The organism is Mycolicibacterium obuense (assembly GCF_055397605.1).
In genome coordinates, this window is record NZ_AP043663.1 from 676,749 (window position 1) to 697,877 (window position 21,129).

The 21,129-nt window shown below is 69.0% G+C and carries 21 protein-coding genes and 1 pseudogene; 9 read left to right on the forward strand and 13 right to left on the reverse strand.

The window, feature by feature from the left end:
• On the forward strand, positions 1–405 hold the full coding sequence (locus tag ACZ50N_RS03160; protein WP_046365568.1) for a VOC family protein: 405 nt from the start codon (positions 1–3) through the stop codon (positions 403–405).
• Here ACZ50N_RS03160 and ACZ50N_RS03165 read toward each other — a convergent pair.
• From ACZ50N_RS03165 to ACZ50N_RS03185, 5 genes are read right to left on the reverse strand one after another with little or no spacing between them, the layout of a single operon-like run.
• Positions 386–1,006, reverse strand: coding sequence for a class I SAM-dependent methyltransferase (locus ACZ50N_RS03165; RefSeq protein WP_464474615.1), 621 nt, complete (start codon positions 1,004–1,006; stop codon positions 386–388). The genes ACZ50N_RS03160 and ACZ50N_RS03165 overlap by 20 nt on opposite strands.
• Positions 1,006–1,842 carry a glycosyltransferase family 2 protein gene (locus ACZ50N_RS03170; protein ID WP_464474616.1) on the reverse strand — a complete coding sequence of 279 codons (837 nt, stop codon included), beginning with the start codon at positions 1,840–1,842 and terminating at the stop codon, positions 1,006–1,008. The genes ACZ50N_RS03165 and ACZ50N_RS03170 overlap by 1 nt, the downstream gene beginning before the upstream one ends.
• Positions 1,839–2,816, reverse strand: a complete 978-nt coding sequence (locus ACZ50N_RS03175) for a glycosyltransferase (protein ID WP_464474617.1) — start codon at positions 2,814–2,816, stop codon at positions 1,839–1,841. Before ACZ50N_RS03175 ends, ACZ50N_RS03170 begins: the two co-directional genes overlap by 4 nt.
• Positions 2,813–3,922 carry a glycosyltransferase gene (locus ACZ50N_RS03180; protein ID WP_464474618.1) on the reverse strand — a complete coding sequence of 370 codons (1,110 nt, stop codon included), beginning with the start codon at positions 3,920–3,922 and terminating at the stop codon, positions 2,813–2,815. Before ACZ50N_RS03180 ends, ACZ50N_RS03175 begins: the two co-directional genes overlap by 4 nt.
• Positions 3,919–4,986 (reverse strand): glycosyltransferase, encoded by a 1,068-nt coding sequence (locus ACZ50N_RS03185; RefSeq protein WP_464474619.1) that lies wholly within the window; start codon positions 4,984–4,986, stop codon positions 3,919–3,921. The genes ACZ50N_RS03180 and ACZ50N_RS03185 overlap by 4 nt, the downstream gene beginning before the upstream one ends.
• A 93-nt stretch (positions 4,987–5,079) precedes the next feature.
• Between ACZ50N_RS03185 and ACZ50N_RS03190 the strand changes: the two genes are divergently transcribed.
• The 8 genes from ACZ50N_RS03190 to ACZ50N_RS03225 all read left to right on the forward strand — a co-directional run bounded on the left by ACZ50N_RS03190 (position 5,080) and on the right by ACZ50N_RS03225 (position 14,777).
• Positions 5,080–6,003 (forward strand): WcbI family polysaccharide biosynthesis putative acetyltransferase, encoded by a 924-nt coding sequence (locus ACZ50N_RS03190; RefSeq protein WP_464474620.1) that lies wholly within the window; start codon positions 5,080–5,082, stop codon positions 6,001–6,003.
• Positions 6,004–6,011: 8 nt separating this feature from the next.
• Positions 6,012–6,998 (forward strand): glycosyltransferase, encoded by a 987-nt coding sequence (locus tag ACZ50N_RS03195; protein ID WP_464474621.1) that lies wholly within the window; start codon positions 6,012–6,014, stop codon positions 6,996–6,998.
• Positions 6,995–8,329, forward strand: coding sequence for a glycosyltransferase family 2 protein (locus ACZ50N_RS03200; RefSeq protein ID WP_464474622.1), 1,335 nt, complete (start codon positions 6,995–6,997; stop codon positions 8,327–8,329). Before ACZ50N_RS03195 ends, ACZ50N_RS03200 begins: the two co-directional genes overlap by 4 nt.
• 34 nt (positions 8,330–8,363) lie before the next feature.
• Complete coding sequence (locus ACZ50N_RS03205; protein WP_048423415.1) at positions 8,364–8,882, forward strand: mycothiol transferase; 519 nt, start codon at positions 8,364–8,366, stop codon at positions 8,880–8,882.
• A 54-nt stretch (positions 8,883–8,936) separates the two neighbouring features.
• Positions 8,937–10,457 (forward strand): aldehyde dehydrogenase family protein, encoded by a 1,521-nt coding sequence (locus tag ACZ50N_RS03210; protein WP_464474623.1) that lies wholly within the window; start codon positions 8,937–8,939, stop codon positions 10,455–10,457.
• A gap of 73 nt (positions 10,458–10,530) precedes the next feature.
• Complete coding sequence (gene ppk2 / locus ACZ50N_RS03215; RefSeq protein WP_046364980.1) at positions 10,531–11,385, forward strand: polyphosphate kinase 2; 855 nt, start codon at positions 10,531–10,533, stop codon at positions 11,383–11,385.
• A gap of 33 nt (positions 11,386–11,418) precedes the next feature.
• Positions 11,419–12,273, forward strand: coding sequence for a hypothetical protein (locus ACZ50N_RS03220; RefSeq protein ID WP_073683571.1), 855 nt, complete (start codon positions 11,419–11,421; stop codon positions 12,271–12,273).
• On the forward strand, positions 12,270–14,777 hold the full coding sequence (locus tag ACZ50N_RS03225) for a DEAD/DEAH box helicase (protein ID WP_464474624.1): 2,508 nt from the start codon (positions 12,270–12,272) through the stop codon (positions 14,775–14,777). Before ACZ50N_RS03220 ends, ACZ50N_RS03225 begins: the two co-directional genes overlap by 4 nt.
• Here the strand turns inward: ACZ50N_RS03225 and ACZ50N_RS03230 are convergent.
• The 8 genes and pseudogenes from ACZ50N_RS03230 to ACZ50N_RS03265 form a co-directional block, all read right to left on the reverse strand.
• Positions 14,774–15,739 carry an MvdC/MvdD family ATP grasp protein gene (locus ACZ50N_RS03230; protein WP_464474625.1) on the reverse strand — a complete coding sequence of 322 codons (966 nt, stop codon included), beginning with the start codon at positions 15,737–15,739 and terminating at the stop codon, positions 14,774–14,776. The two genes, ACZ50N_RS03225 and ACZ50N_RS03230, sit on opposite strands and share 4 nt — an antisense overlap.
• Positions 15,740–15,765: 26 nt before the next feature.
• Positions 15,766–16,200, reverse strand: coding sequence for a hypothetical protein (locus ACZ50N_RS03235; protein ID WP_046364984.1), 435 nt, complete (start codon positions 16,198–16,200; stop codon positions 15,766–15,768).
• 103 nt (positions 16,201–16,303) lie between these two features.
• A pseudogene (locus ACZ50N_RS03240) lies at positions 16,304–17,072 on the reverse strand (crotonase/enoyl-CoA hydratase family protein); the annotation flags it as partial.
• Between the two features lie 9 nt (positions 17,073–17,081).
• On the reverse strand, positions 17,082–17,324 hold the full coding sequence (locus tag ACZ50N_RS03245) for an anti-sigma factor family protein (protein WP_413783423.1): 243 nt from the start codon (positions 17,322–17,324) through the stop codon (positions 17,082–17,084).
• Positions 17,321–17,956 carry an RNA polymerase sigma factor gene (locus ACZ50N_RS03250; RefSeq protein WP_052765297.1) on the reverse strand — a complete coding sequence of 212 codons (636 nt, stop codon included), beginning with the start codon at positions 17,954–17,956 and terminating at the stop codon, positions 17,321–17,323. The genes ACZ50N_RS03245 and ACZ50N_RS03250 overlap by 4 nt, the downstream gene beginning before the upstream one ends.
• 110 nt (positions 17,957–18,066) lie before the next feature.
• Positions 18,067–18,372 carry a hypothetical protein gene (locus tag ACZ50N_RS03255; protein ID WP_048423407.1) on the reverse strand — a complete coding sequence of 102 codons (306 nt, stop codon included), beginning with the start codon at positions 18,370–18,372 and terminating at the stop codon, positions 18,067–18,069.
• On the reverse strand, positions 18,369–19,037 hold the full coding sequence (locus tag ACZ50N_RS03260) for an LpqN/LpqT family lipoprotein (RefSeq protein ID WP_046364987.1): 669 nt from the start codon (positions 19,035–19,037) through the stop codon (positions 18,369–18,371). The genes ACZ50N_RS03255 and ACZ50N_RS03260 overlap by 4 nt, the downstream gene beginning before the upstream one ends.
• 1 nt (position 19,038) lies before the next feature.
• Positions 19,039–21,069 carry a prolyl oligopeptidase family serine peptidase gene (locus ACZ50N_RS03265; RefSeq protein WP_464474626.1) on the reverse strand — a complete coding sequence of 677 codons (2,031 nt, stop codon included), beginning with the start codon at positions 21,067–21,069 and terminating at the stop codon, positions 19,039–19,041.
• Positions 21,070–21,129: the final 60 nt, after the last annotated feature.

Below are 21,129 nucleotides of genomic sequence, written 5' to 3' on the forward strand. Positions count from 1 at the left end.
GTGATCGACCACTTCGGAATCAACTGCGTGCATTGGGAAGAGTCGAAGTCGTTCTACGACAAGGTCCTCGGGGTGCTGGGCTACACCCGGCAGATGGACTTCGAGGCCGCGATCGGTTACGGCGCCGACGGCCATCCCTCGTTCTGGATCGGTGACGCCTCGGTCGGCGACGTGTCAGGCCCGAACCGCGAGATGCATCTGGCGTTCGTCGCCAAGGACGCCGAATCCGTGCAGGCGTTCTATCGGACCGCGCTCGCTCTCGGCGCGGAGCCACTGCACGAGCCGCGGATGTGGCCGGAGTACCACGACAACTACTACGGGGCGTTCGTGCGTGACCCGGAGGGCAACAACGTCGAGGCCGTGTTCCACGGCGGCGGTCCGGACGTCAGCGGTCCGCCGGTGTGATCCAGCGCCATTGGCCCTTCGACCACGGCTCGGCGCCGTCGAGTGTGTCCGCGACGGCCTGCACCACGCCGGGCCACTGCCACTCGTCGTAGTCGTCACCCGTGAGCCATCCGCCGGGGCGGACTTTGGGCCGCCACGCGGTGATGTCGGCGCACACGCTCTCGTAGTCGTGCCGCGCGTCGAGGTGCACCCAGGCCAGTGACTCGTCGGCGAACAGACCGGCTGCGGCGATCGAATCGCTGATCAGGAGCTGCACCTGGTCGGCGGCGCCGCAGGCGATGACGTTGCGGTGCAGCAGGCCGGCCAGGGTGCCGCCGCCGTGGTTCACCGCGGGGGCGTGCGCGTTGGTTCCGCCGCGACCTTCGGGTCCGCTGCCGCGGGCGGTGTCGACGCCGACGATCACCAGGTCGCGATCACGGGCGAGTTCGGCGAGCGAGCAGATGCTGCGGCCCAGGTAGCAGCCGACCTCGACGATGCGGTCGCCGGCGCCGAAGTGTGCGACGGCCTCCTCTTGCCCGGAGCGCCACTGGAACCAGCCAGGGATGTCTTCCCACGACCGCACCGGCTCGTCGAACCCGGTCATCGGATCAGGCATGTTCATCAGGCATGTGTAGCCACCGTCCTCTCGGTCATCTCGATCTGGTCCTCGCGGCGCACGATCAACCCGTCGCGTTCGAATGCGTCCAGCCAGCCTGTCATCGGCCAGCGACCCCAGCGGCGCCGGAAGACCCGTGCATTCGCGACGATCGCCGCCACGTGCTCGACGGGCGGATCGGAGACCTGGTGGTGCTGGTGGTAGGCGTGCGCCCCGCCCACCCACATCATCGGAATGCGTTGCGCCGCAGCGGTCGCCCCGACATCGGTGTCCTCGCCGCCGTAGCCCACGTAGTCCTCGCAGAATCCGCCGAGCCGAGCCCACGTGTCCGCGGAGCAGGCGAACGACAGCGACCAGAACAGGTCGTGGTTCGGTTCGGGCTGTAGGACTCCCGGCGGCGGGGCCGGCCGGGCGGGGTGGGGGTCGGTGAGCTGGTCGAGGCGATCGAGGGGATAGCCGCCGCGTGCCGGCGGCAGGTACGTGACGGGGCCGCAGAGCAGTGCCGGCCGGTCGGTCCGTCGGTGCGCCGCGACATAGCGGGCGATCAGCTCGCGGCCGGGGATGCAGTCGACGTCGAGGAAGATCAGCAGCTCGGCGCCGCGGTCGAGCGCTGTTCGGGCGCCGAGATTGCGGGCGTGGGCGAGGGGGAGGGCGGCGGTGTCGGCAGCGCACGGGACGACGTGGGTGTCCGGGCCGGCCAGCGTCGCGATCACCGGGTCGGCCATCGCGACCACGATGCGGTCGTGTGGGCCCGGCAGACACTGCGCGAGCCCCGCCTGCTGGGTCTCGAAGTGTGCGTGCCGACCGTGGACGACCGTGATCACCGCCGTCCGCGGGGTCACGCGGCGATCACCTCTGCGGCACGGGCGGCAGCACCGCGGACCTGCAGTCTTGACCATTCCGATCGGTCCAGCGCCAACGTCCCGGTGAGTAGACCCGGCCAGCGGTCCGTGGTGGGCCACTCGGAGACCTCCACGGTCAGGCCGGCGTGAGCCAGGGCTGCCGCGGTGGCGTGCTGTTCGGCGAAGGGGCGGTGCTGGGGGATGACGATCACCGCGGCATCGGTGAGTGCGACGTCGGCGACGGCGTTCTGGCCGGCGTGGGTGACCACGACGGCGGCGGTCTGCAGTACCGGCCATGGATCGTCGACCCATCCTGACGCGCCCAGCGCGATCCACGTGTACTGCGGAAGGGCGGTGCGGAGCTGTTCGAGGGCGTCCACGGGCAGGTCGTTGCCGCCGGCTCCGCCCAGCAGAACGGCCAGCGGCTGGGCGTCCTGCGGTGTGGTGCGGGAGCGGTGTTCGAACTGGCTGATGGAGCCGACGTAGTGGGTCCGGTCTGCGTGCTCCCCGAGCCAGGGTGGCCGGTAGACGTCGGCGGACCACGGCGCGACGATCTGGTCGGCGATGTCGTAGGCCAGCCGGTGTGCGGGATCGGTGCGGTCGCCGGGCATCGCCATCACGGTGATGGGCAGGCCCGCCAGCCGGCCGAGCATCGCGATCTCGACCGAGACGTCGACGACCAAGCGGCGCAGTCCGGCGTCCGCGGCAACCCGTAGCAGCTCGGCGGAGCGCCGCGCGAGTCCTTCGACATGTGTTGGCGCCCAATGTAAGCGGCCGTGACTGTCCGGATCGACGGGTGTCTCGCCGTCGGGCGGAACATCGAGGGGCAGCTGCACCCAGCGGTCCTGGTCGCGCATCTGGGCAGGACGGGGCAGCGAGGAGAAGAACGTGACGGGCTCGTCGAGGCGGGCGCAGATGGACCGGGCCCGAGCCGCGTGGCCGCGGCCGTGGTGGTGCACGTAGTAGCCGATCACGCCGAGACGTCCTCGATCGCCGACATGTCCGGCGCACACAGCAGCTGCCGGTACTGATCGAGGTACTGCGACACCATCACGTCGTGCGAGCAACAGCGCTCGGCGCGGGCGCGGGCGTCGGTCCTGCGCAGCGTCATCGCCTCGACCAGGGCCAGGCTCAACCCGTCGATGTCTCCGGGCGCGGCCAGCCGGCCGCAGGATGCGTCGAGGATCTCGGGGATGCCGCCGCGCGCGAACGCGGCGACGGGGGTACCGGCGGCGAGCGCCTCGGCGACGACGCGGCCGTACGGCTCGTCCCAGTGCGGAGTCACCAACGCCACGGCGGCGCCGCCGACCAGGGTGTTCAAGTCCTCGCGATGCAGGTGGCCCTCGTAGACGGCGCCGTCGCCCAGTAGGGGACGCACCTTCGCCTCGAAGTAGGCCCGGTCCCCGATCGGTCCGGCGAGACGCAGCGGGATACCCGCGGCGCGTGCGGCGGTGATCGCCGACGTGACGCCCTTCTCGGGCACCAATCGTCCCGTCCAGACGGCGTAGCGGCCGCCGGGTCCCATCGGCCGGTGCGCGATGTCCACGCCGTTGAGGATCACCGGGATGGGGCCACTGATCGGATTCCACTGTCGCGCAGTGAATTCACTGACCGCGACGAAGCGGCTGGCCACCCCGCCGGGCAGGGCCACCGCCTGTTCCTGCCACTTCAGCGGCGGGGTGTGCAGCGTGGTCAGCATCGGCGCGTCCACGGTGTGGGCCATGGCCAGCGGCAGGTAGTGCGGGCTGTGGTTGTGGATCACGTCGAATGCGCCGAGTTCGGCCCGGCCCAGGCTCACCATCACCGACAGGTAGGCATGGGTCTCGGCCACCACCCACTCGGGCGTGGTGGGATCCAAGCGTCGGGTGGTCTCGCTCATGTCCAGGGTGCGCAGCGGCACCACGTTCCACGGCAACCCCATGTCGGAGTCCGGCGCGGCGAACACGGTCACAAGGTGACCCGCGGCGGTGAGGCCGTGGGCGAGCTCGAACACGAACGCTTCCAGTCCGCCGGCGAACGGTTGCCGTACCGGGTAGCGCGACGGGCCGAGCAGTGCGATGCGTAGAGGGCGCGAGGTCATGCGGTTCTCGCGGTCTCGCGGAGGCGCCGATACAGCTCTGTGGTGTCCCGCCGCACCAGGTCGCGTTGCCGAGCACGTGCGCGCCGCCGGGCCAGATCGTCGTCGGGCCGCGCATCGATCTGCCGTGTGGCACCGTCGACGGCCGCGAGCAGGCTGGCCTCGTCGAACCGTCCGACGCCGAATCCGAAGGTGTGACAGGGCTGTTGGTGGTGAAACTGGCCACAGTCGGGGACGATCGGGACGACCCCGCTGTCGTGGCATATCTCGACCCAGCCGGAGTGCGTGCCGAAGCGGTACGGCAGCACCAGGATGTCGATGTCGTGGAGGTAGCTGACGAGTTGGTCGTCGGTGAACGGCGGATGAATCCGGACGTCGACACCGCGATCCCGGTAAGCGGCGAGCCGCCCGGGCAGCTGCGCGCCGGCGCGAGGAGAGCTCGGCGCGTTGTCGTCGAGGTCCAGGCGCAGCGAAACATGCTGCCCCGGTTGATGATTGGCAACCAGAGCATCCATCACCGGCCACGGGTCGATGTTCGCTCGCAGGGACTTCGCGTGCACGGCGACGACGGGCGGGGTGCGCTGCGTACGGGGTGGCCCGACCTCGTCGATCGGTAGGAGATGGGGGTGCGGCAACACCGTCGCGCTGACACCCCATCGGTCGCGGATCTGCCGCGCGGCACCGTCGGTGAGGGTGACGACGACATGTGCGCGGTGCACCAGCATCCCGAGTTTCTCGAGGTGGCCGGCCTGGTCGTCGAGGTGCGGATTGGCCAGGTCGTGCACGGTGACCACGAGCGGCACGCCGTGCGCAGCGAGCACGTCGGTGACCGCGACGAGATCGTCGTACTCGATGCTCTCGAAGCCGAAATGCACGTGCAACACGTCGATTTCGGTGATTCGCGCACGAACGTAGCGCGGATCGAGCCAGCGCGGTGGCCACCACTGCGCGGGCTGGCTCGCACCCGGCGGAACCGGGTCGGGCAGCAGCGTCAGCAGCGTGGTGTCCACGGTGGCGGTGATGTACGGGTGTGCAGCCGGAACGGAGGCAACACGAATCAAATTCACACAATCCCTTCGACAGGGCGGATTTTCTCGCCGCTGTCTCGACGAATTGCTGTGACAGGTATACCACGCGGGGACGACACGTAACCTCGCGGAGTGGACTTCCTCAGCTCGCGCGACGAGCCGTCGGCGCACGACGAACGGCCCCTGTGGTTGGTGGTCGGCAATTGTCAAGCCGAAGCGCTGCGCCGAGTGCTCGACAGTGTACCGGCGCGGCCCTATCGAACGGTGCGGATTCCGCCGGTTCACGAACTGACGCAACAGGATCTACCGCAGCTCGATGAGCTTCTCGGGCAGGCTCAGGTGCTGCTGAGCCAGCCGATCCGGCAGGACTACCGGGATCTGCCGGTGGGTACTCGTCAGCTCGCGGAGCGACTCAATTCGGCTGCGCGAGTGGTTCGTTGGCCAGTGATCCGGTATGCCGGGCTCTATCCGTTCCAGGTCATCGTGCGCAGGCCCGCGGACCGGTCGCTGACTCCGCCCGTTGTGCCGTATCACGATCTGCGGACCATCGCGGCGGCCCGCGCGGGCCGGTCGCCGGACGATCCGTGGGATGTCGAGGTCGGTGCCGAGCAGATCCGGACGGTGGCGGCCATCAGTCGCGACGAACTGGCGATGCGCGAGGCCCGGGATTGCGACGTCGGCATCTCGGATCTGTTGGCAGGCTTGGGTACGGAGGCGGCGCACACGATCAACCACCCCGGCAATCCGGTGTTGATCGCTCTGGCTCAGCGCATCCTCGACCACCTGGGGGCGGGTCTGACGGCCGGCTCCGTCGACACCGTCCTGCTGTCCTCGGTGACCGCACCGCTGGAGGCTCGGGTACTCGACGCGCTGGGGCTGGCGGGGACACCGCGCCTTGACTGGTGTCAGCACGGCGCCCGTATCGCCGCCGACGATGTCCACACCGCACAGCTGCGGTGGTACGACAGCAATCGCGACTTCCTCGAGCTGGCCGTGCAGCGTCACGGAAACGTCATGGATTCTCTCGGGCTGCTGACGAGCTCGAGATCGGGGTGACTGCGGCCGTGACGGTGACCCAGGCGCTCGTGGGCCCACGCCATCACGGCGTGGTCCGCTTCGGCCTCGCGCTGCACGACGCGATGCACGCGATCGAACTGCCTCTCGAGCACGCCTGGTCGCCCGACGTCGCGGGGATGGCGAGCGCCGGCGGCGCGGGTGGCGTGCATCTGCAGTTCACCGACCGGCTCTTCGGGGACAGCCCCGGCGCTGCGGCCCGGGCTGTCGCAGACATCGCGAGTCGAATCCGCGTCACGGTCACGCTGCACGACCTGCCCCAAGCCTCCGATGGGCGCAGCGCGGACCAGCGTGCGGCGGCCTACGCCGACGTGGCCGCACGGTCGGCCGGCGTGGTGGTGAGCAGCGACCACGAGCGAGAACTGTTGCGCGACATAGGCGTCGACGTGACCACCGTGACGGTGATTCCGCTGTCGATCGGGCCGCCCGCGCCCGTTCGCTGCCGACGCGCGGGGGTGCCCAGCATCGGTGTGTTCGGCTTCCTCTACCCCGGCAAGGGGCACGAGGAGGTGATCGAGGCGAGTGCGGCGCTGCCGCCCGATGTCGAGATCCACGCCGTCGGTGAACCCTCAGCCGGGCACGACGCCCTGGTGGACGACCTCACGGCCCGCGCCGGCGCGCAAGGCCGTCGCTTTCACGTGACGGGCCACGTCAGCGACCAGGCGCTGGTCGAGGTGCTGCAACGGATCACGGTGCCGGTCGTCGCGCACACCCACGTCTCGGCGTCCGGGTCCCTCGGCTCGTGGCTGTCGGCAGGGCGCCGCCCGCTGGTGGTGGCGAACCGATACAGCCGCGAGGTCGACGGCCGCAATCCCGGCATGCTCACGCTGTACTCGCCGCCGGACCTGCCGCAGGCCATCCGCGGCGCCTTCCATGACCCGCAATCCACCTGGCTGGCACAGGGATTGGTGCCCCGGCCGACGCCAACCGACACCGCGAACGCCTACCACGCCTTCTTCGAGAGGTGGCACCGATGATCCCGGCGGCCTTGCCCCTGGGCGACGGGAGGTTCTGCGTACCCGGTAACCGGTGGGATGCGCTGAACGGTGCGCCCGGACGGGACGCGACCGTCGCCGTCGTCGTGCCGTTCTACGACCAGCAGGAGGAGCTCGACCGGCTGCTCGCCGCGCTAGAGCTGCAGGACTATCCAGCCCACCTCATCGACGTCGCCGTGGCCGACGACGGCTCGCCGACACCGCCCGACATCTCGTCATCGGCGCTGCGATGCACCGTGGTGCGGCAGCCCGACCGCGGGTTCCGCGCGGCCGCGGCGCGCAACCTCGGTGCCGCCGCCACCGCCGGCGAGATCCTCTGCTTCCTCGACGCCGATACGGTGCCCGAACCCGGCTATCTGCGGCACATCTCACGGCTGCCGTCGCTGCTGCCCGATGCGTTGGTCGTCGGGCGGCGCCGGCACGCCGATCTCGCCGGCTGGCAGGCGGCCGACGTGGCGCGTTGGTGGGCGGGGGAGCGCCGCCCCACAGTGCTCGACGAACCGCAGTGGCTCACCGATGCCTATGCCCGCACCGGCGATCTCGCGGTCGCCGACCACACCGCGTACCGCTATGTGATCAGCTCCGTGATGTGTTGCAGCCGAGAGCTGTTCGACTACTGCGGGGGCTTCGACGAGTCGTTCGACCAGTACGGCGGCGAGGACTGGGAGTTCGCGCACCGGGCGGCGGTCTGCGGTGCGGTGTTCCATCACGCCCGTGAGGCGACGGCGTGGCACGACGGCCCGGACTGGGCGGGTCGAGACGTGCGGGATCGGGTGGCGGTCAAGAACGCGGAGGCTCTGGCGATGGCGCGGCTGATCACCGATCCGGCAGCACGCACACATGGCCTGCGCTACGACATCCCCCGTGTAACAGTCGAACTCGACGCCGAGGGGCATGACTTGGGGTCGTTCGTCTCGACTGTCAGCGGCTTCCTCGCGCACGACGTGGGCGTCTGGGTCATCGGAGCGGGCGCGGAGTCGCTGTGTGCCCGAGCGCACCTGCAGGATGGCCGCATCCGCGTCGGCCCGGTGCCCCACCACATCCGGCGCCGGACCCCGTTCGTGGTCACCGTGACGGGGCGGCCGGTGCTGCCCGCACGGGGCGTCGCCGACCTCGTCCACGCCTGTGCGCAGCCCGACGTCGCCGAGGTGCGACTGAGCGGACACACCGCCGAGGTGGTGTGCCGCGCCTCGTGGGCCCTGCATCGGCAGGCGCGGTGGCAACACTCGATGACGTTCGGTGCCACGCAGCGCTTCTCGGGGGCGGTGTTCGGGATGACCGAGAGCGAGGCCGAACCCGACCTGTCGTGGTGACCACGTGTCCGAGGGCGGGCGTAGCTTGGGCGACATGGCCGACATCGACGCTGCCCGCGAGCTCCTGCGTGATTCGTTCACCCGTCTGATCGAGCACGCCGACGATCTGACCGACGGGCTCACCGACGACGTGGCCTACTACCGGCCGACGCCGGAGGCCAACACGATCACGTGGCTGCTGTGGCACAGCGCCCGCATGCAGGACGCCCAGCTGTGTGACATCGCCGGCATCGAGCAGGTGTGGTTCCGCGAAGGCTGGGTGGACCGGTTCGCGCTCGACCTGCCGCGCGACGCCCACGGCTACGGGCACACTCCTGAGGATGTGGCCAAGGTGCGTGCCTCGTCGGATCTGCTCGCCGGCTACTACCACGCCGTGCACCGCGAGAGCCTGTCCTACGTCGCGTCGGTGTCGGACGAGGACCTCGCCCGGGTGATCGACAAGCGCTGGACGCCGCCGGTGACAGCGAGCGCACGGCTGGTCAGCATCATCGACGACGCCGCCCAGCACCTCGGGCAGGCTGCCTACATCCGGGGCATCGTCCCGCAAAGTTGACACCTGTCAACCCCGCGTGCGACGTGCGTCACACCGCTCGTTAGAGTGGGGGTCATGACTGCGACTTCCGACGTCACGCCCTTCACCGGCACCGGCACGATCACCAATCCCGCCACCGGCGCTCTCGCTGGCCAGGTGCGGTGGACCGACGCAGCCGACGTACCCCGCATCGCCGGCGCACTGCGCGAGGCGCAGCGCGAGTGGGAGGCCCGCGGCGCTGCCGGCCGGGCCAAGGTGCTGGCCCGCTACGGCGTGTGGCTGGGCCGCCACCGCGCCGAGATCGAGGAGCTGCTGATCGCCGAGACCGGCAAATCCGCGACGGACGCGGCGCAGGAGGTGCCGCTGATCCTGATGATCCTGTCCTACTACGCGCGCACCATGGAGAAGGCTCTCGCGCCGGACCCGCGCCCGGCGGCCTTGCCGTTCCTGTCGATCAAGAAGATCGAGGTGCACTACCGGCCCCGCGCGGTCGTCGGCATCATCGCGCCGTGGAACTACCCCGTCGCCAACGCGCTGATGGACGCCATCGGTGCGCTCGCCGCAGGCTGCGCCGTGCTGCTCAAGCCCTCGGAGCGCACTCCGCTGACCGCGGAACTGCTGTTGCGCGGCTGGCTCGACTCCGGCGCCCCTGACGTGCTGGCCCTGGCACAGGGCGCCCGTGAGGTGTCCGAGGCCGTCATCGACAATTCCGACTACGTCCAGTTCACCGGCTCCAGTGCCACCGGCGCCAAGGTGGCCGAGCGCGCCGCCCGCCGGCTGATCCCCGTCAGCCTGGAGCTCGGCGGCAAGGACCCGATGATCGTTCTCGAGGACGCCGACGTCGAGCTCGCCGCCCACGCCGCGGTGTGGGGTGCGATGTTCAACGCCGGGCAGACCTGCGTGTCGGTCGAGCGCGTGTACGTGCTCGAGCCGGTCTACGACCAATTCGTCGACGCCGTGGTCCGCGACGTGAAGAACCTGCAGATGGGTGCCGGCGACGGCCATCACTTCGGCGCGATGATCGACGACAGCCAGGTCGCGGTCACCGAACGTCACGTCGCCGACGCGCTGGCCAAGGGTGCGCGGGCACTGACCGGCGGCACGCGCCGGCCCGGTCCCGGAAGCTTCTACGAGCCCACCGTGCTGGTCGACGTCGACCACTCGATGGCGGCCATGACCGAAGAGACGTTCGGTCCGACACTGCCGATCATGAAGGTCTCCTCGGTGGCCGAGGCGGTCCGGTTGGCCAACGACAGCCCGTACGGCCTGTCCGCGGCGGTGTTCTCCCGAGATGTCGAGCGAGCCAAAGAGGTTGCGCTGCAACTGGATTGCGGCGGGGTCAACATCAACGACGTGATCTCGAACCTGATGTGCACCACCGCGCCGATGGGCGGCTGGAAGACCTCGGGCATCGGGGCCCGCTTCGGCGGACCCGAGGGGCTGCGCAAGTACTGCCGTATCGAGACCGTGGTCAGTCCGCGCACCGCGGTCGGCGCCGGCGGCAACTACTACAACAACTCGCAGCGCGCGCTCAAGCGGATGAACACGATGATGACCAAGCTGGCGTTGATCCGGCCCAAGCGCATGGCGAAATAGGGCAGCCAAATAGTCCACCGGGCGTTCACCCCGCCGTCACCGTCCCGACGGCGGGGCTGGTTAGCGTCGCCCGGTGACTCTGGACAGCTCTGGCTACCACGTGATCGATGACGACGATGACGATCCCGTGCTGGTTCTCCAACCCAGCGGCGAACCCGTCGACACGTGGCGGGAGAACTACCCGTACGACGACCGCATGTCGCGCGCGGAGTACGAAGAGCAGAAGCGGCTGCTGCAGATCGAGCTGCTGAAGTTGCAGAAGTGGAGCCAGGCCCACGGCCATCGGCACGTGATCGTGTTCGAGGGTCGCGACGCCGCAGGCAAGGGCGGCACGATCAAGCGCTTCATGGAGCATCTCAACCCGCGGGGCGCGCGCGTGGTCGCGCTGGAGAAGCCCACCGAGAAGGAACAGACGCAGTGGTACTTCCAGCGCTACGTCACCCACCTGCCCGCCGCCGGGGAGATCGTGCTGTTCGACCGGTCCTGGTACAACCGCGCCGGCGTCGAACGCGTCATGGGCTACTGCTCACCCAAGCAGCATGCCGAGTTCATCCGGCAGGCTCCGTTGTTCGAGCAGATGCTGGTCAACGACGGTGTCAGCCTGACCAAGCTGTGGTTCTCGGTGACGCAGTCCGAGCAGCGCACCCGGTTCACGATCCGGCAGGTCGATCCGGTGCGGCAGTGGAAGCTCTCGCCGACGGACCTGGCCTCGCTGGACAAGTGGGACGACTACACCGCGGCCAAAGAGGACATGTTCGCCTGGACCGACACCGAGATCGCGCCGTGGATGGTGGTCAAGAGCAACGACAAGAAGCGCGCCCGCATCAACGCGATGCGCTACGTGCTGAGTAAATTCGACTACGACAACAAGGACCACGAGGTGGTCGGCCGGCCCGACCCGCTGATCGTGGGACGCGCGCTGGACTGATCAAACGGGCGTCCCGACAGGAAGGACGCCGGAGTGCGTTTTCTCGCCACGCTGATGCTGTGGCTGCTGACCACGCTCGCGCTGGCGGTCGCGGTCCCTGCCGGGTGGGCGCAGCGCGACATCGTCGACGAGGACGGGTACGCCGCGCTGGCCGCCCGCGCGGCCGGTGATTCCCGGCTCCAGGACGCGATGGCCGGTGAGCTGACGACACAGCTCCTCGCGCTCGGCGGTGAGAACGGCTACCAGCTCAACCCGCAGCTGGTCCGCACGGTCGCCGATTCCTACACCCGCAACGACGGATTCCCCGGACAGTTCGCCCAGGCCAACCGCATCGCGCACCGCTGGATGTTCACCGGCGCGGTGCCCGAGGGCAACTCGACCGACCGGTGGCTGATCGACATCGCGCCGATGCTGTCGGACCCGTCGTTTCGCGCCACACTGGGCAACCTCGACCTCGCGGTTCCGCCGACGCTGACCGTGCCCATCACCGTCGAATCACCCGATCTGCGCCCCGGCAAGCTGCGACCGCTGGCCACATGGGGCCCATGGGCAAGCATCGGAGCGGCGGTCCTCACCGGCCTGCTGGCACTGCTCACCCTGGCCGCTGCCCGGTCGAAAGCCCGTGCGTTGTGCGCGCTCGGGGTGTCGGCACTGCTGGTCGGTGCCGCCGGCTGGGCGGGCATCGAAATGGGCCGGCGCTTCGTCGACGCGGCGGTGGACCGCACCACCGGAGACATCCGCACCGTGGCCGAGGTGATGGTGCGCACCGCCGAGAACAGCGCGCACCACTGGCTCAACATCACGCTGGTCACCGGTATCGGCCTCGTCGTGGTCGGCGTGCTGGGCGCGACTGCGGGTGCGGCGCTGCGCAGACCCGACACTCGATGAGCGGGCCGCTGGTCCCCGCCGCGGGCGCCGACCCCGACGAGCTGTTCACGTCCTTCGCCGCGTGGGCGCAGGACAGCGGAACCCCGCTCTACCCCGCGCAGGAAGAGGCGCTGATCGAGTTCGTCAGCGGCGCCAACGTCGTGCTGGCGACCCCCACCGGGTCGGGCAAGTCGCTCGTCGCGACCGGGGCGCAGTTCGCCGCGCTGGCGGCCGGACGGCGCAGCTATTACACCGCGCCGATCAAGGCGCTGGTGAGCGAGAAGTTCTTCGCGCTGTGCGGGATCTTCGGGGCCGAGAACGTCGGCATGCTCACCGGTGACGCGGCGGTCAACGCGCAGGCACCGATCATCGTCTGCACGGCGGAGGTGTTGGCGAACACGGCGCTGCGCGAAGGCGCAGACTCCGACATCGGCGTGGTCGTGATGGACGAGTTCCACTTCTACGGCGACCCCGACCGCGGCTGGGCCTGGCAGGTGCCGCTGCTGGAACTGCCTGCCGCACAGTTCCTCCTGATGTCGGCGACGCTGGGCGACGTCACGTTCCTGCGCGAAGATCTGACCCGGCGCACGGGCCGGCCGACGGCTCTGGTCGCCAACGCCGAACGCCCGGTGCCCCTGTTCTATTCGTACGCGACGACGCCGATACACGAGACCGTCGGTGACTTGCTCGACACCCGCCAGGCGCCGATCTACATCGTGCACTTCACCCAGGCGTCGGCGCTGGAACGGGCGCAGGCGCTGATGAGCGTCAACGTCAGCACCAAAGACGAAAAGGCAGCCATAGCAGAGCATCTCGGTGCATTCCGCTTCTCCACCGCATTCGGTTCGACGCTGTCGCGGCTGGTGCGCCACGGTATCGGGGTGCACCACGCGGGCATGTTGCCCAAGTACCGGCGGCTGGTCGAACAGCTCGCCCAGGCCGGCCTGCTGAAGATCATCTGCGGCACCGACACGCTGGGCGTCGGCATCAACGTGCCGATCCGCACCGTGGTGTTCACCGCGCTGTCCAAGTACGACGGCACCCGCACCCGGCTGCTCACCGCGCGGGAGTTCCACCAGATCGCCGGGCGTGCGGGCCGGGCCGGTTACGACACCGCGGGCACCGTGGTGGTGCAGGCGCCCGACCACGAAGTGGAGAACCTCAAGCAGTTCGCCAAGGTCGCCGACGACCCGAAGAAGCGACGAAAGTTGGTGCGGCGCAAGGTGCCCGAAGGCATGGTGCCGTGGAGCGAGAAGACGATGACCCGGCTGGTCGAGGCTGCGCCCGAGTCGCTGACCAGCAACATGCGGGTGTCCACCGCGATGATCCTCGACGTCGTCGACCGCCCGGGCAACCCGTTCGAGGCGATGCGCCGGCTGCTCACCGACAATCACGAGCCGCGCAAGCGGCAGCTCCGGCTGATCCGGGAGGCGGTGGGCATCGCCCGCTCGCTACTGCAGGCAGGGGTGGTCGAACGACTTCCGGTGCCCGAGGCCGACGGCCGCCGCTACCGGCTGACCGTCGACCTGCCCCGCGACTTCGCACTGAACCAGCCGCTGTCCACGTTCGCGCTGGCCGCCATCGACGTCCTCGATTCGTCCGCGGAAAGCTATGCACGCGATGTGGTTTCGGTGATCGAGGCGACGTTGGAAGACCCCCGACAGATCCTGGCGGCACAGCTGAAGAAGGCCAGGGGCGAGGCGGTGGCGGCGATGAAGGCCGAAGGCATCGAGTACGAGGAACGCATCGAACTGCTCGACGACGTCACCTACCCCAAACCGCTCGACGACCTGCTGCGCGGGGTGTTCGAGATCTACCTGCAGACCAATCCGTGGGCCGCCGACGGAGCACTCTCGCCGAAGTCGGTGGTGCGCGAGATGTGGGAGGGCGCGTTCACGTTCCGGGAGTACGTCAGCGTCTACGGGTTGACCCGGTCGGAGGGCGCCGTGCTGCGCTACCTCTCCGACGCCGTCAAGGCGCTGCGCTCCGGTGTGCCCGCCACGGCCCGCACCGACGAGCTGACCGATATCACCGAGTGGCTCGCCGAGCTCGTGCGGCAGGTGGATTCCAGCCTGCTCGACGAGTGGGAGCAGCTCGCCAGCCCCGACCAGCCGCTGGACGCGCCGGTGTCGGTGCCGGTGCGGCCGCGCCCGGTGACGGGCAACGAGCGGGCGTTCACCGCGATGGTGCGCAACGCGCTGTTCCGCCGCGTCGAGCTGTTCGCCCGGGAACGCTGGGATGAGTTGGGCGCGCTGGACAGTGGCTCAGGCTGGCCGGCGCACCGCTGGCGCGACGCCGGCGACGACTACTACGCCGAGCACGACGACGTCGGGATCGGGCCGAACGCCCGCGGACCGGCGTTGCTGATCATCGAGCGCGGCGTCGACGTGTGGCGGGTGCGGCAGATTCTCGACGACCCCGCCGGCGACCACGACTGGGGCATCGACGCCGAGATCGACCTCGGCATGAGCGACGAGGAAGGCGTGGCGGTTCTGCGCGTCGTGACCGTCGGCCGGATGGACTAGCCCACCAGCGCGGCAGTGTCGCGTCGCCTCGCGCGCGCCGGGTCGGCCAGCAATCCCGCAAGACTGCGGGTAATGGGCAGGCCTGTCTTGATCTCCAGGTAGGCGAACTGGCCCTGTGGATTGACCTCCAGGAAGTACACCTGTCCGTCGGAGGCCGACACCCTCAGGTCGATCACGCCGAACGCGAGCCCCAGGCAATCCATCAGCTGGTGCAGCGCCTCCGCGACGTCGTCGCCGAGGTCGTAGGGAGTGAACGCGACCGAGTTGTCCATCCTCGAATCCACCCACCCGGCGCCGCTCTGGGAATCGATGCGCACCGCCCACGCCTCGCCGGCGATCCACACGATGCGAAGGTCGTAGGCGCCGTCGACGAATTCCTGGAAAGTGGTGGGAGAGCTGGCGATCGCCGGCAGGCGCATGAGGTCACCGGATGTCACCAACCGGGTCTCACTGAACGCTCCGCCGGTTCCGGTGCGTTTGTAGATCGCCCGGCCCGGCAGTCCTGCGAGGAAGTCTGCCGCTACTGACGCGTCGTTGGTGACGACGGTGTCGGGCACCGCGAGACCGACTCCCCGGGCTGCGGCGAGTTGCACCAGCTTGCGGTCGGCGCGATGCTGAGCGCCGGCGTCGTTGACGAAGACCGCGTCGAGCGACCAGAGCAGCCCCTCGGCGAAGTGATCGCATTCGGCCTGCCGGAAGGCGTCGGTATCCGGATCGATGCTTCGTCCCACGACGCTGCGCGCCGGCCGACGCCACCACACGACACGCACGGAATCCAGATCGACCCCGCCCCAATCGTGTGCGTGACTGCTGCGTGTCGACATGAAACTGGCTGTTGTCGAGGGGAATTCGGCCATGTCGATTCGAAGCGGTCGAACTCCGAAATGCGCACGTAGGTGCGAGGTCACTGCGGCAGCGTGAAGGTCCATCTCGTGGGCGATGATGAGTACCGGTGTGGTCATGATCGTGGTGGCGTCGGTGGTGGGCGCTACTGGCAGTCGTCGCCCTGGCAGACCGTGCCGAACCCGCTGGGGTGGTCCCAGCAGCTCACGGACGTGTGGCCGGCTTCTGCCACCACCACCCGATCGAACGCGAAGCCATGCGTACGGCCCCACTCCTCGCTCTGGCGCGAGAGGTCCTCGGAGCCGACGACGTTGCGGTAGCGGTCCGGAAGTGTCATCGGCCGCACGAGCGACTCGATCGTCAAGGTCTGCAGCCAGCCGATCGACGCACCGGGGCGAACGACCACCTCGACGGGTGTGCCGGCATCCCCCGCCGCCGACGCGGCCACTGTGGGGTTGGCCCAGTCCGATTGCCGCTCGATGTCGGCCCGCTGGATCACCCAGGTACCCCCGGGCACGTTGATCCGGACCTCGCCGTCGGCGTCGCTGGCAAGCAGGCCTCTGAGCGGTGTGTTCGTCATGGCAGTACTCCTCGTGTGAGTGAACGTCCCGGTCGCGCCGGGCCCGCTCACGAGAATCGACTGCGGACGGCACGTGCACCCGCGTAGTGCACTACCTGACTTTTCAGGGCTCGATGACGTGGTTCGGATCCGGCCTGCGGTCCGGGGGTGCCTGGCTGCAGTCACCCCACGGCCCGTCACGCTGCTCCACGGCTGCACGCACACCGTCGCGCTCGGCGGTGTCGACGAAGCCCAGTGCGTCGGGGGTGTTGCGCATCAGCCCGTCGAGAATGCCGCCGAGGGTCTGCGTCGACGCCAGCCCCATGTTCTCGTACGCCTGGTTGACGATCAGCTTCTGCGCCTGCAGTTGCGACAGCGGGATCGTCGCGAGCTTGGCTGCGATCTCGGCCACCCGCGCCTCGAGCCGGTCGAATGGCACCGACTCGTTGATCAATTTGACTGCAGCAGCTTCCTTTCCGGTCAGCGGCTCACCGGTCAGCGAATGCCACTTCACCTTCGCAAGGCTCAGCCGGTACAGCCACATGCCGGTCAAGTAGGCACCCCACATGCGCGCATACGGCGTTCCGATCACCGCGTCGTCGCTGGCGATCACCAGATCGGCACACAACGCATAATCGCTGGCCCCGCCGACTCGGGCCGGTCTCGCGTGCGCTCACCATCGCGAAATCTTTGCCCGGGTCCCAGCGTCCGTCGGTGTTCATACCCTCGTCCCAGTGCTCGAAGCCCCCGCCGAAGTCGTATCCGCCCGAGAACGCGCGTCCAGCCCCGCGCAGCACGATCACCTTGACCGCCGGGTCGCGTTCAGCGAGCCCGATCGCAGCCTCGATCTCGTCGGGCATCGGGGGCACGATCGTGTTGAGCCGATCGGGGCGGATTGACTTCTAGCGCCAGTCGCGGAAGGCGTCCAGCAACCGGTCGCGCAGCTGCGGCGCCACGTCGTCGTCGCAGAGAGCGCTCAGGGTGCGCACCGTGGTGCGGAACTGCTGCAGGTAGGTCATGCAGCCGTCACAGCCGATCAGGTGCTGTTCGAATCGCTGGTGCGTGACCACATCGAGCGCGCCGTCGAAGTAGGCGGTGATCAATTCGACGAGCTCGTAGCAGTCCATCGGTCGGCGCTCGGTCACGTCACGTCCCTCACGTAATCCTCGAGGACCTGCCGGATCGCCGTCCGTCCGCGGTGCAACAGCACGCGCTGATTGGCCAGTGTGATGCCGAGCAGCCGGCTCACCTCGGCGGAGTCGACGTCGAGCACGTCGCGCAGCGTGACGACGAGGCGCTGGCGTTCGGGCAGCGTGTCGAGCGCCTTCCGGGTGAGGTCCAGCAACTCCGAACTCAGCACGGAACCCTCGGGGGACTCCGGGAACGGCACCGGTTCTTCACCGTCTCGCCAATGACCCGCCCAGCGTTCGTCGCCGTCGTGGAACCGCGCCGGGTGTACGGCGCCACCGGTGTAGGCGGCGATCTGGGCATCGGACTCGCGGCGATCCCGCATACCGCGCTTCTTGGCGATGTTGATCAGCACGGTGAACAGCCAGGTGCGCAGCGAGGACCGGCCCTCGAAACCGTCGATGCCCTTGAGCAGCGCGATCCAAGCTTCCTGCACGACGTCCTCGGCGACCTCCCGGGACGACACGTAACCCTGGGCGATCCGCAGCATCGCCGGGGTGTGCCTGTCGACCAGCGCGGCGAATGCGGCCTCGTCGCGGGCCCGCAGCGCCGCGACGATGGCGGCCTCGTCCGCGGAAGTGGCGGTCATGTCCGCGAGATCGTAACCCAGCACGTCACACCGCGGCGGCTCGAAGCACACCCGCTCCTCTCGTCTTTCGGGTAGTGCCTGCCGACGCCACCGGCGTTACGTCTGGACGTTCACGGACCCTGATCTCGCAGCGTCGGATCGGCCGACCGCACCCGGCCGCCGATCACGATGTTCGGCGTGCGGAAGTAGGCCCAGCCCAGGGTCAGCACCGATGCGGCCGCGGCCAGGGCCAGCGCGCTCTGCAGGTCGGGGAGGCCCGAGAGGAACAGCACGACGATGCCCGCACCGGTGCCCGCCCAGTAGATGCGGCGTTTGACCGCCCGCCGATCCAGTCGCGCAGTGTCCCAGCCGGGCGCCGCGATTCCTGCCAGCACCAGAGCCGCACCGACGATCAGCAGGATCTCCGAGAACGTCATGGCAGCAGCAACTGGAAGCCGTCCACGATCTCCTTCGAATCGCGCACGTAGGTCGGGTTCGCCGGGTCGGTGGTCTGCACCGTCAGCGTCGCGAGGTAGGTGGCCGACGGGCCCTGTGCCACCACGGCGTGCATGATGATGGGCCGCTCCGGTGCCGGACCCATCGCGGGCGCAGTGTATGTCGTTGTCTCCGAGGGCAATCCGCAGGTGGTGTTGCTCTCGGTCTGCAGGTCGAAGGCGCCCATCATCGAGGTCAGGTTGGACCGGTTCTGCTCGAACACGGTGTCGGGATCGGCGCTGCCGCGCACGGACTCGAGGGTGACCACCGCGTTGGGGGCGAACTGGTTGGCGATCAGATCCTGCGCGACGATCGCGAACCGGATGATCTGGTTGTCCATCATCGTGTTGCGCTCCCAGCCCGGCGGCTGCGGGACGCGCAACTGCGGCTCGCGGGGATTCTTCTGCGGGATGTCGACCAACGGCGCGGTCACGCTGGCGCACTGCGAATCGTCACCGGCGGTACCTCCGCCGGAGCCACCGGCGCTGGGAGCGGGTCCGGCGGCCGTCACCGCGGTGCCGCTGATCTCCCGGCCGCAGCCGGTGAGCAGCCCCGGGATTGCCAAGGCCGCCAGCACCACCGCACCAGCCGATCGGGCGATCGTCACGTCACTTCCCTCTCAGGTTCGTCAACAGGAACTCGTAGACCAGTGCGGCACGGAACGCGATCTGCGGATTGTCCGACGCACCCGCGTGACCGCCCTCGATGTTCTCGTAGTACCGGACCGGATGGCCGGCCTCCTCCAGTGCTGCCGTCATCTTCCTGGCGTGACCGGGATGCACGCGGTCGTCGCGTGTCGAGGTGGTGATCAGCACCGGCGGATAGCTGCGCTCGGCCGAGATGTTCTGGTACGGAGAGTATTTGGCGATGAACTGCCAATCGTCCGGATCGTCCGGGTTCCCGTACTCGGCCACCCAGGAGGCGCCGGCCAGCAGCAGGTGGAAGCGTTTCATGTCGAGCAGCGGCACACTGCACACGAGTGCGCCGAACAGTTCCGGATACTGCGTCAGCATGATGCCCATCAGCAGTCCGCCGTTGCTGCCTCCCTGGGCGCCCAGCTGATCCACCGTGGTGATGCCGCGGGACACGAGATCGGCTGCCACGGCCGCGAAATCCTCGGCGACCAGATGTCTTCCCTCGCGCATCGCCTGGGTGTGCCACGTCGGCCCGTACTCGCCACCGCCGCGAATGTTGGCCAGCACGTAGGTGCCACCGCGGGAGAGCCAGAGCCTGCCGAGCACGCCGTCGTAGTACGGGGTGCGTGCCACCTCGAACCCGCCGTATCCGCCCAGCAGTGTCGGGCCGGCGCTCTGAACGTGCCGATGACGCACCACGAAGTAGGGGACGGCAGTACCGTCGTCGGACGTCGCGAAGTACTGCTGAACCTCGAGATCAGCCGCGTCGAAGAACGACGGTGCCCGCTTGATCTCGGTGAGGGCGCCGCCCGCCGGCCCGTGTAGCAGCCGCGACGGTGTGACGAAACCCGAACAATCACAGAAGATCTCGTCACCCAGCGGGTCGACCGCGACCAGGGACACGGTGGTGTTGTCCGGCAGCCCCGCGACCGGTTCGCTGATCCATGAGCCGGGGGTGACCACCTCGACGTGGCTGGCGACGTCGGCGAGTGTGACGATCACCAGTCGATCGCGGGTCCAGGCGTAGTGGTGCAGGCTGGTGTGCCGGTCCGGAGTGAACACCGCAGTCAGTTCGGCACTGCCGGAGAGGAACTCGTCGTAATCGGCGGCCAACAGCGCCCCGGCCGGGTAGTGCTGGGTGCCCGTCCCGTAGCTGTAGTGCCAGTCGCTGCGTAACTCGATCAGCAGCCAGTTGCGGTGAATCGAGACGCCGGCGTCGGTCGGTGCGTCGATGCGGACGAGCTCCGTTCCGCGCAGTTCGTAGACGTCGTCGTTGAAGAAGTCGAGCGCGCGGCTGATCAGCGTGCGCTCGAAGCCCGGGGTGCGGTCCACCGATGCCGCGACGAGGACGTCGGCGGGGTCGCCCTCGAAGATCGTCTCCGCCTCCGCCAGGGGAGTGCCGCGCGACCAGCGCTTCACCACCCGCGGATATCCCGACTCGGTGAGCGATCCCTCCCCGAAATCGGTGCCGACGAGCAGGGTGTCCTCGTCGAGCCAGGTGACCTGAGACTTCGCCTCCGCCAGCTCGAAGCCGCCGTCGACGAACGAGCGCGTCGTCATGTCGAATTCCCGCACCACCGCGGCGTCGGACCCGCCGCGGGAGAGGCTGATCAGGGCGCGCCCGTAGCCGGGCTCGATCACATCGGAGCCGGCCCACACCCAGTTCTCGCCTTCGGTGCGCGCCAACTCGTCGACGTCGACGACGACGTCCCACTCCGGCGTCTCGGTCCGGTAGCTCTCGAGCGTGGTGCGCCGCCACAGGCCCTTGGGATTCGTCGCGTCTCGCCAGAAGTTGTAGAGGAACTCGCCGCGCCGGCGCACATAGGGGATTCGGGTGTCGGTGTCGAGGACCTCGAGAGCGTCGGCGCGCATCTGCTCGAAGCGCTCGCCGCCGAGCTCGGCGATCGTCGGATCGTTGTGCGCGCGCACCCAGGCGAGCGCGTCGTCGCCGGTGATGTCCTCGAGCCAGAGGAACGGATCGTCCGCCTGCGGGGGGTTCGTCACGCCCCCATTCTGCGCATCGGTGCCCGCGGTGTTCGAATCGGCTGCGGGAACGGGGGTGGT

Excerpts from the sequence above, each read along its gene's own strand:
- ACZ50N_RS03255 (WP_048423407.1), bottom strand. The coding sequence starts at position 18,372 with ATGACGTTCTCGGAGATCCTGCTGATCGTCGGTGCGGCTCTGGTGCTG.
- ACZ50N_RS03250 (WP_052765297.1), bottom strand. The coding sequence starts at position 17,956 with ATGACCGCCACTTCCGCGGACGAGGCCGCCATCGTCGCGGCGCTGCGG.
- ACZ50N_RS03165 (WP_464474615.1), bottom strand. The coding sequence starts at position 1,006 with ATGAACATGCCTGATCCGATGACCGGGTTCGACGAGCCGGTGCGGTCG.
- ACZ50N_RS03230 (WP_464474625.1), bottom strand. The coding sequence starts at position 15,739 with ATGACCACACCGGTACTCATCATCGCCCACGAGATGGACCTTCACGCT.
- ACZ50N_RS03200 (WP_464474622.1), top strand. The coding sequence starts at position 6,995 with ATGATCCCGGCGGCCTTGCCCCTGGGCGACGGGAGGTTCTGCGTACCC.
- ACZ50N_RS03180 (WP_464474618.1), bottom strand. The coding sequence starts at position 3,922 with ATGACCTCGCGCCCTCTACGCATCGCACTGCTCGGCCCGTCGCGCTAC.
- ACZ50N_RS03210 (WP_464474623.1), top strand. The coding sequence starts at position 8,937 with ATGACTGCGACTTCCGACGTCACGCCCTTCACCGGCACCGGCACGATC.
- ACZ50N_RS03235 (WP_046364984.1), bottom strand. The coding sequence starts at position 16,200 with ATGACGAACACACCGCTCAGAGGCCTGCTTGCCAGCGACGCCGACGGC.
- ACZ50N_RS03205 (WP_048423415.1), top strand. The coding sequence starts at position 8,364 with ATGGCCGACATCGACGCTGCCCGCGAGCTCCTGCGTGATTCGTTCACC.
- ACZ50N_RS03225 (WP_464474624.1), top strand. The coding sequence starts at position 12,270 with ATGAGCGGGCCGCTGGTCCCCGCCGCGGGCGCCGACCCCGACGAGCTG.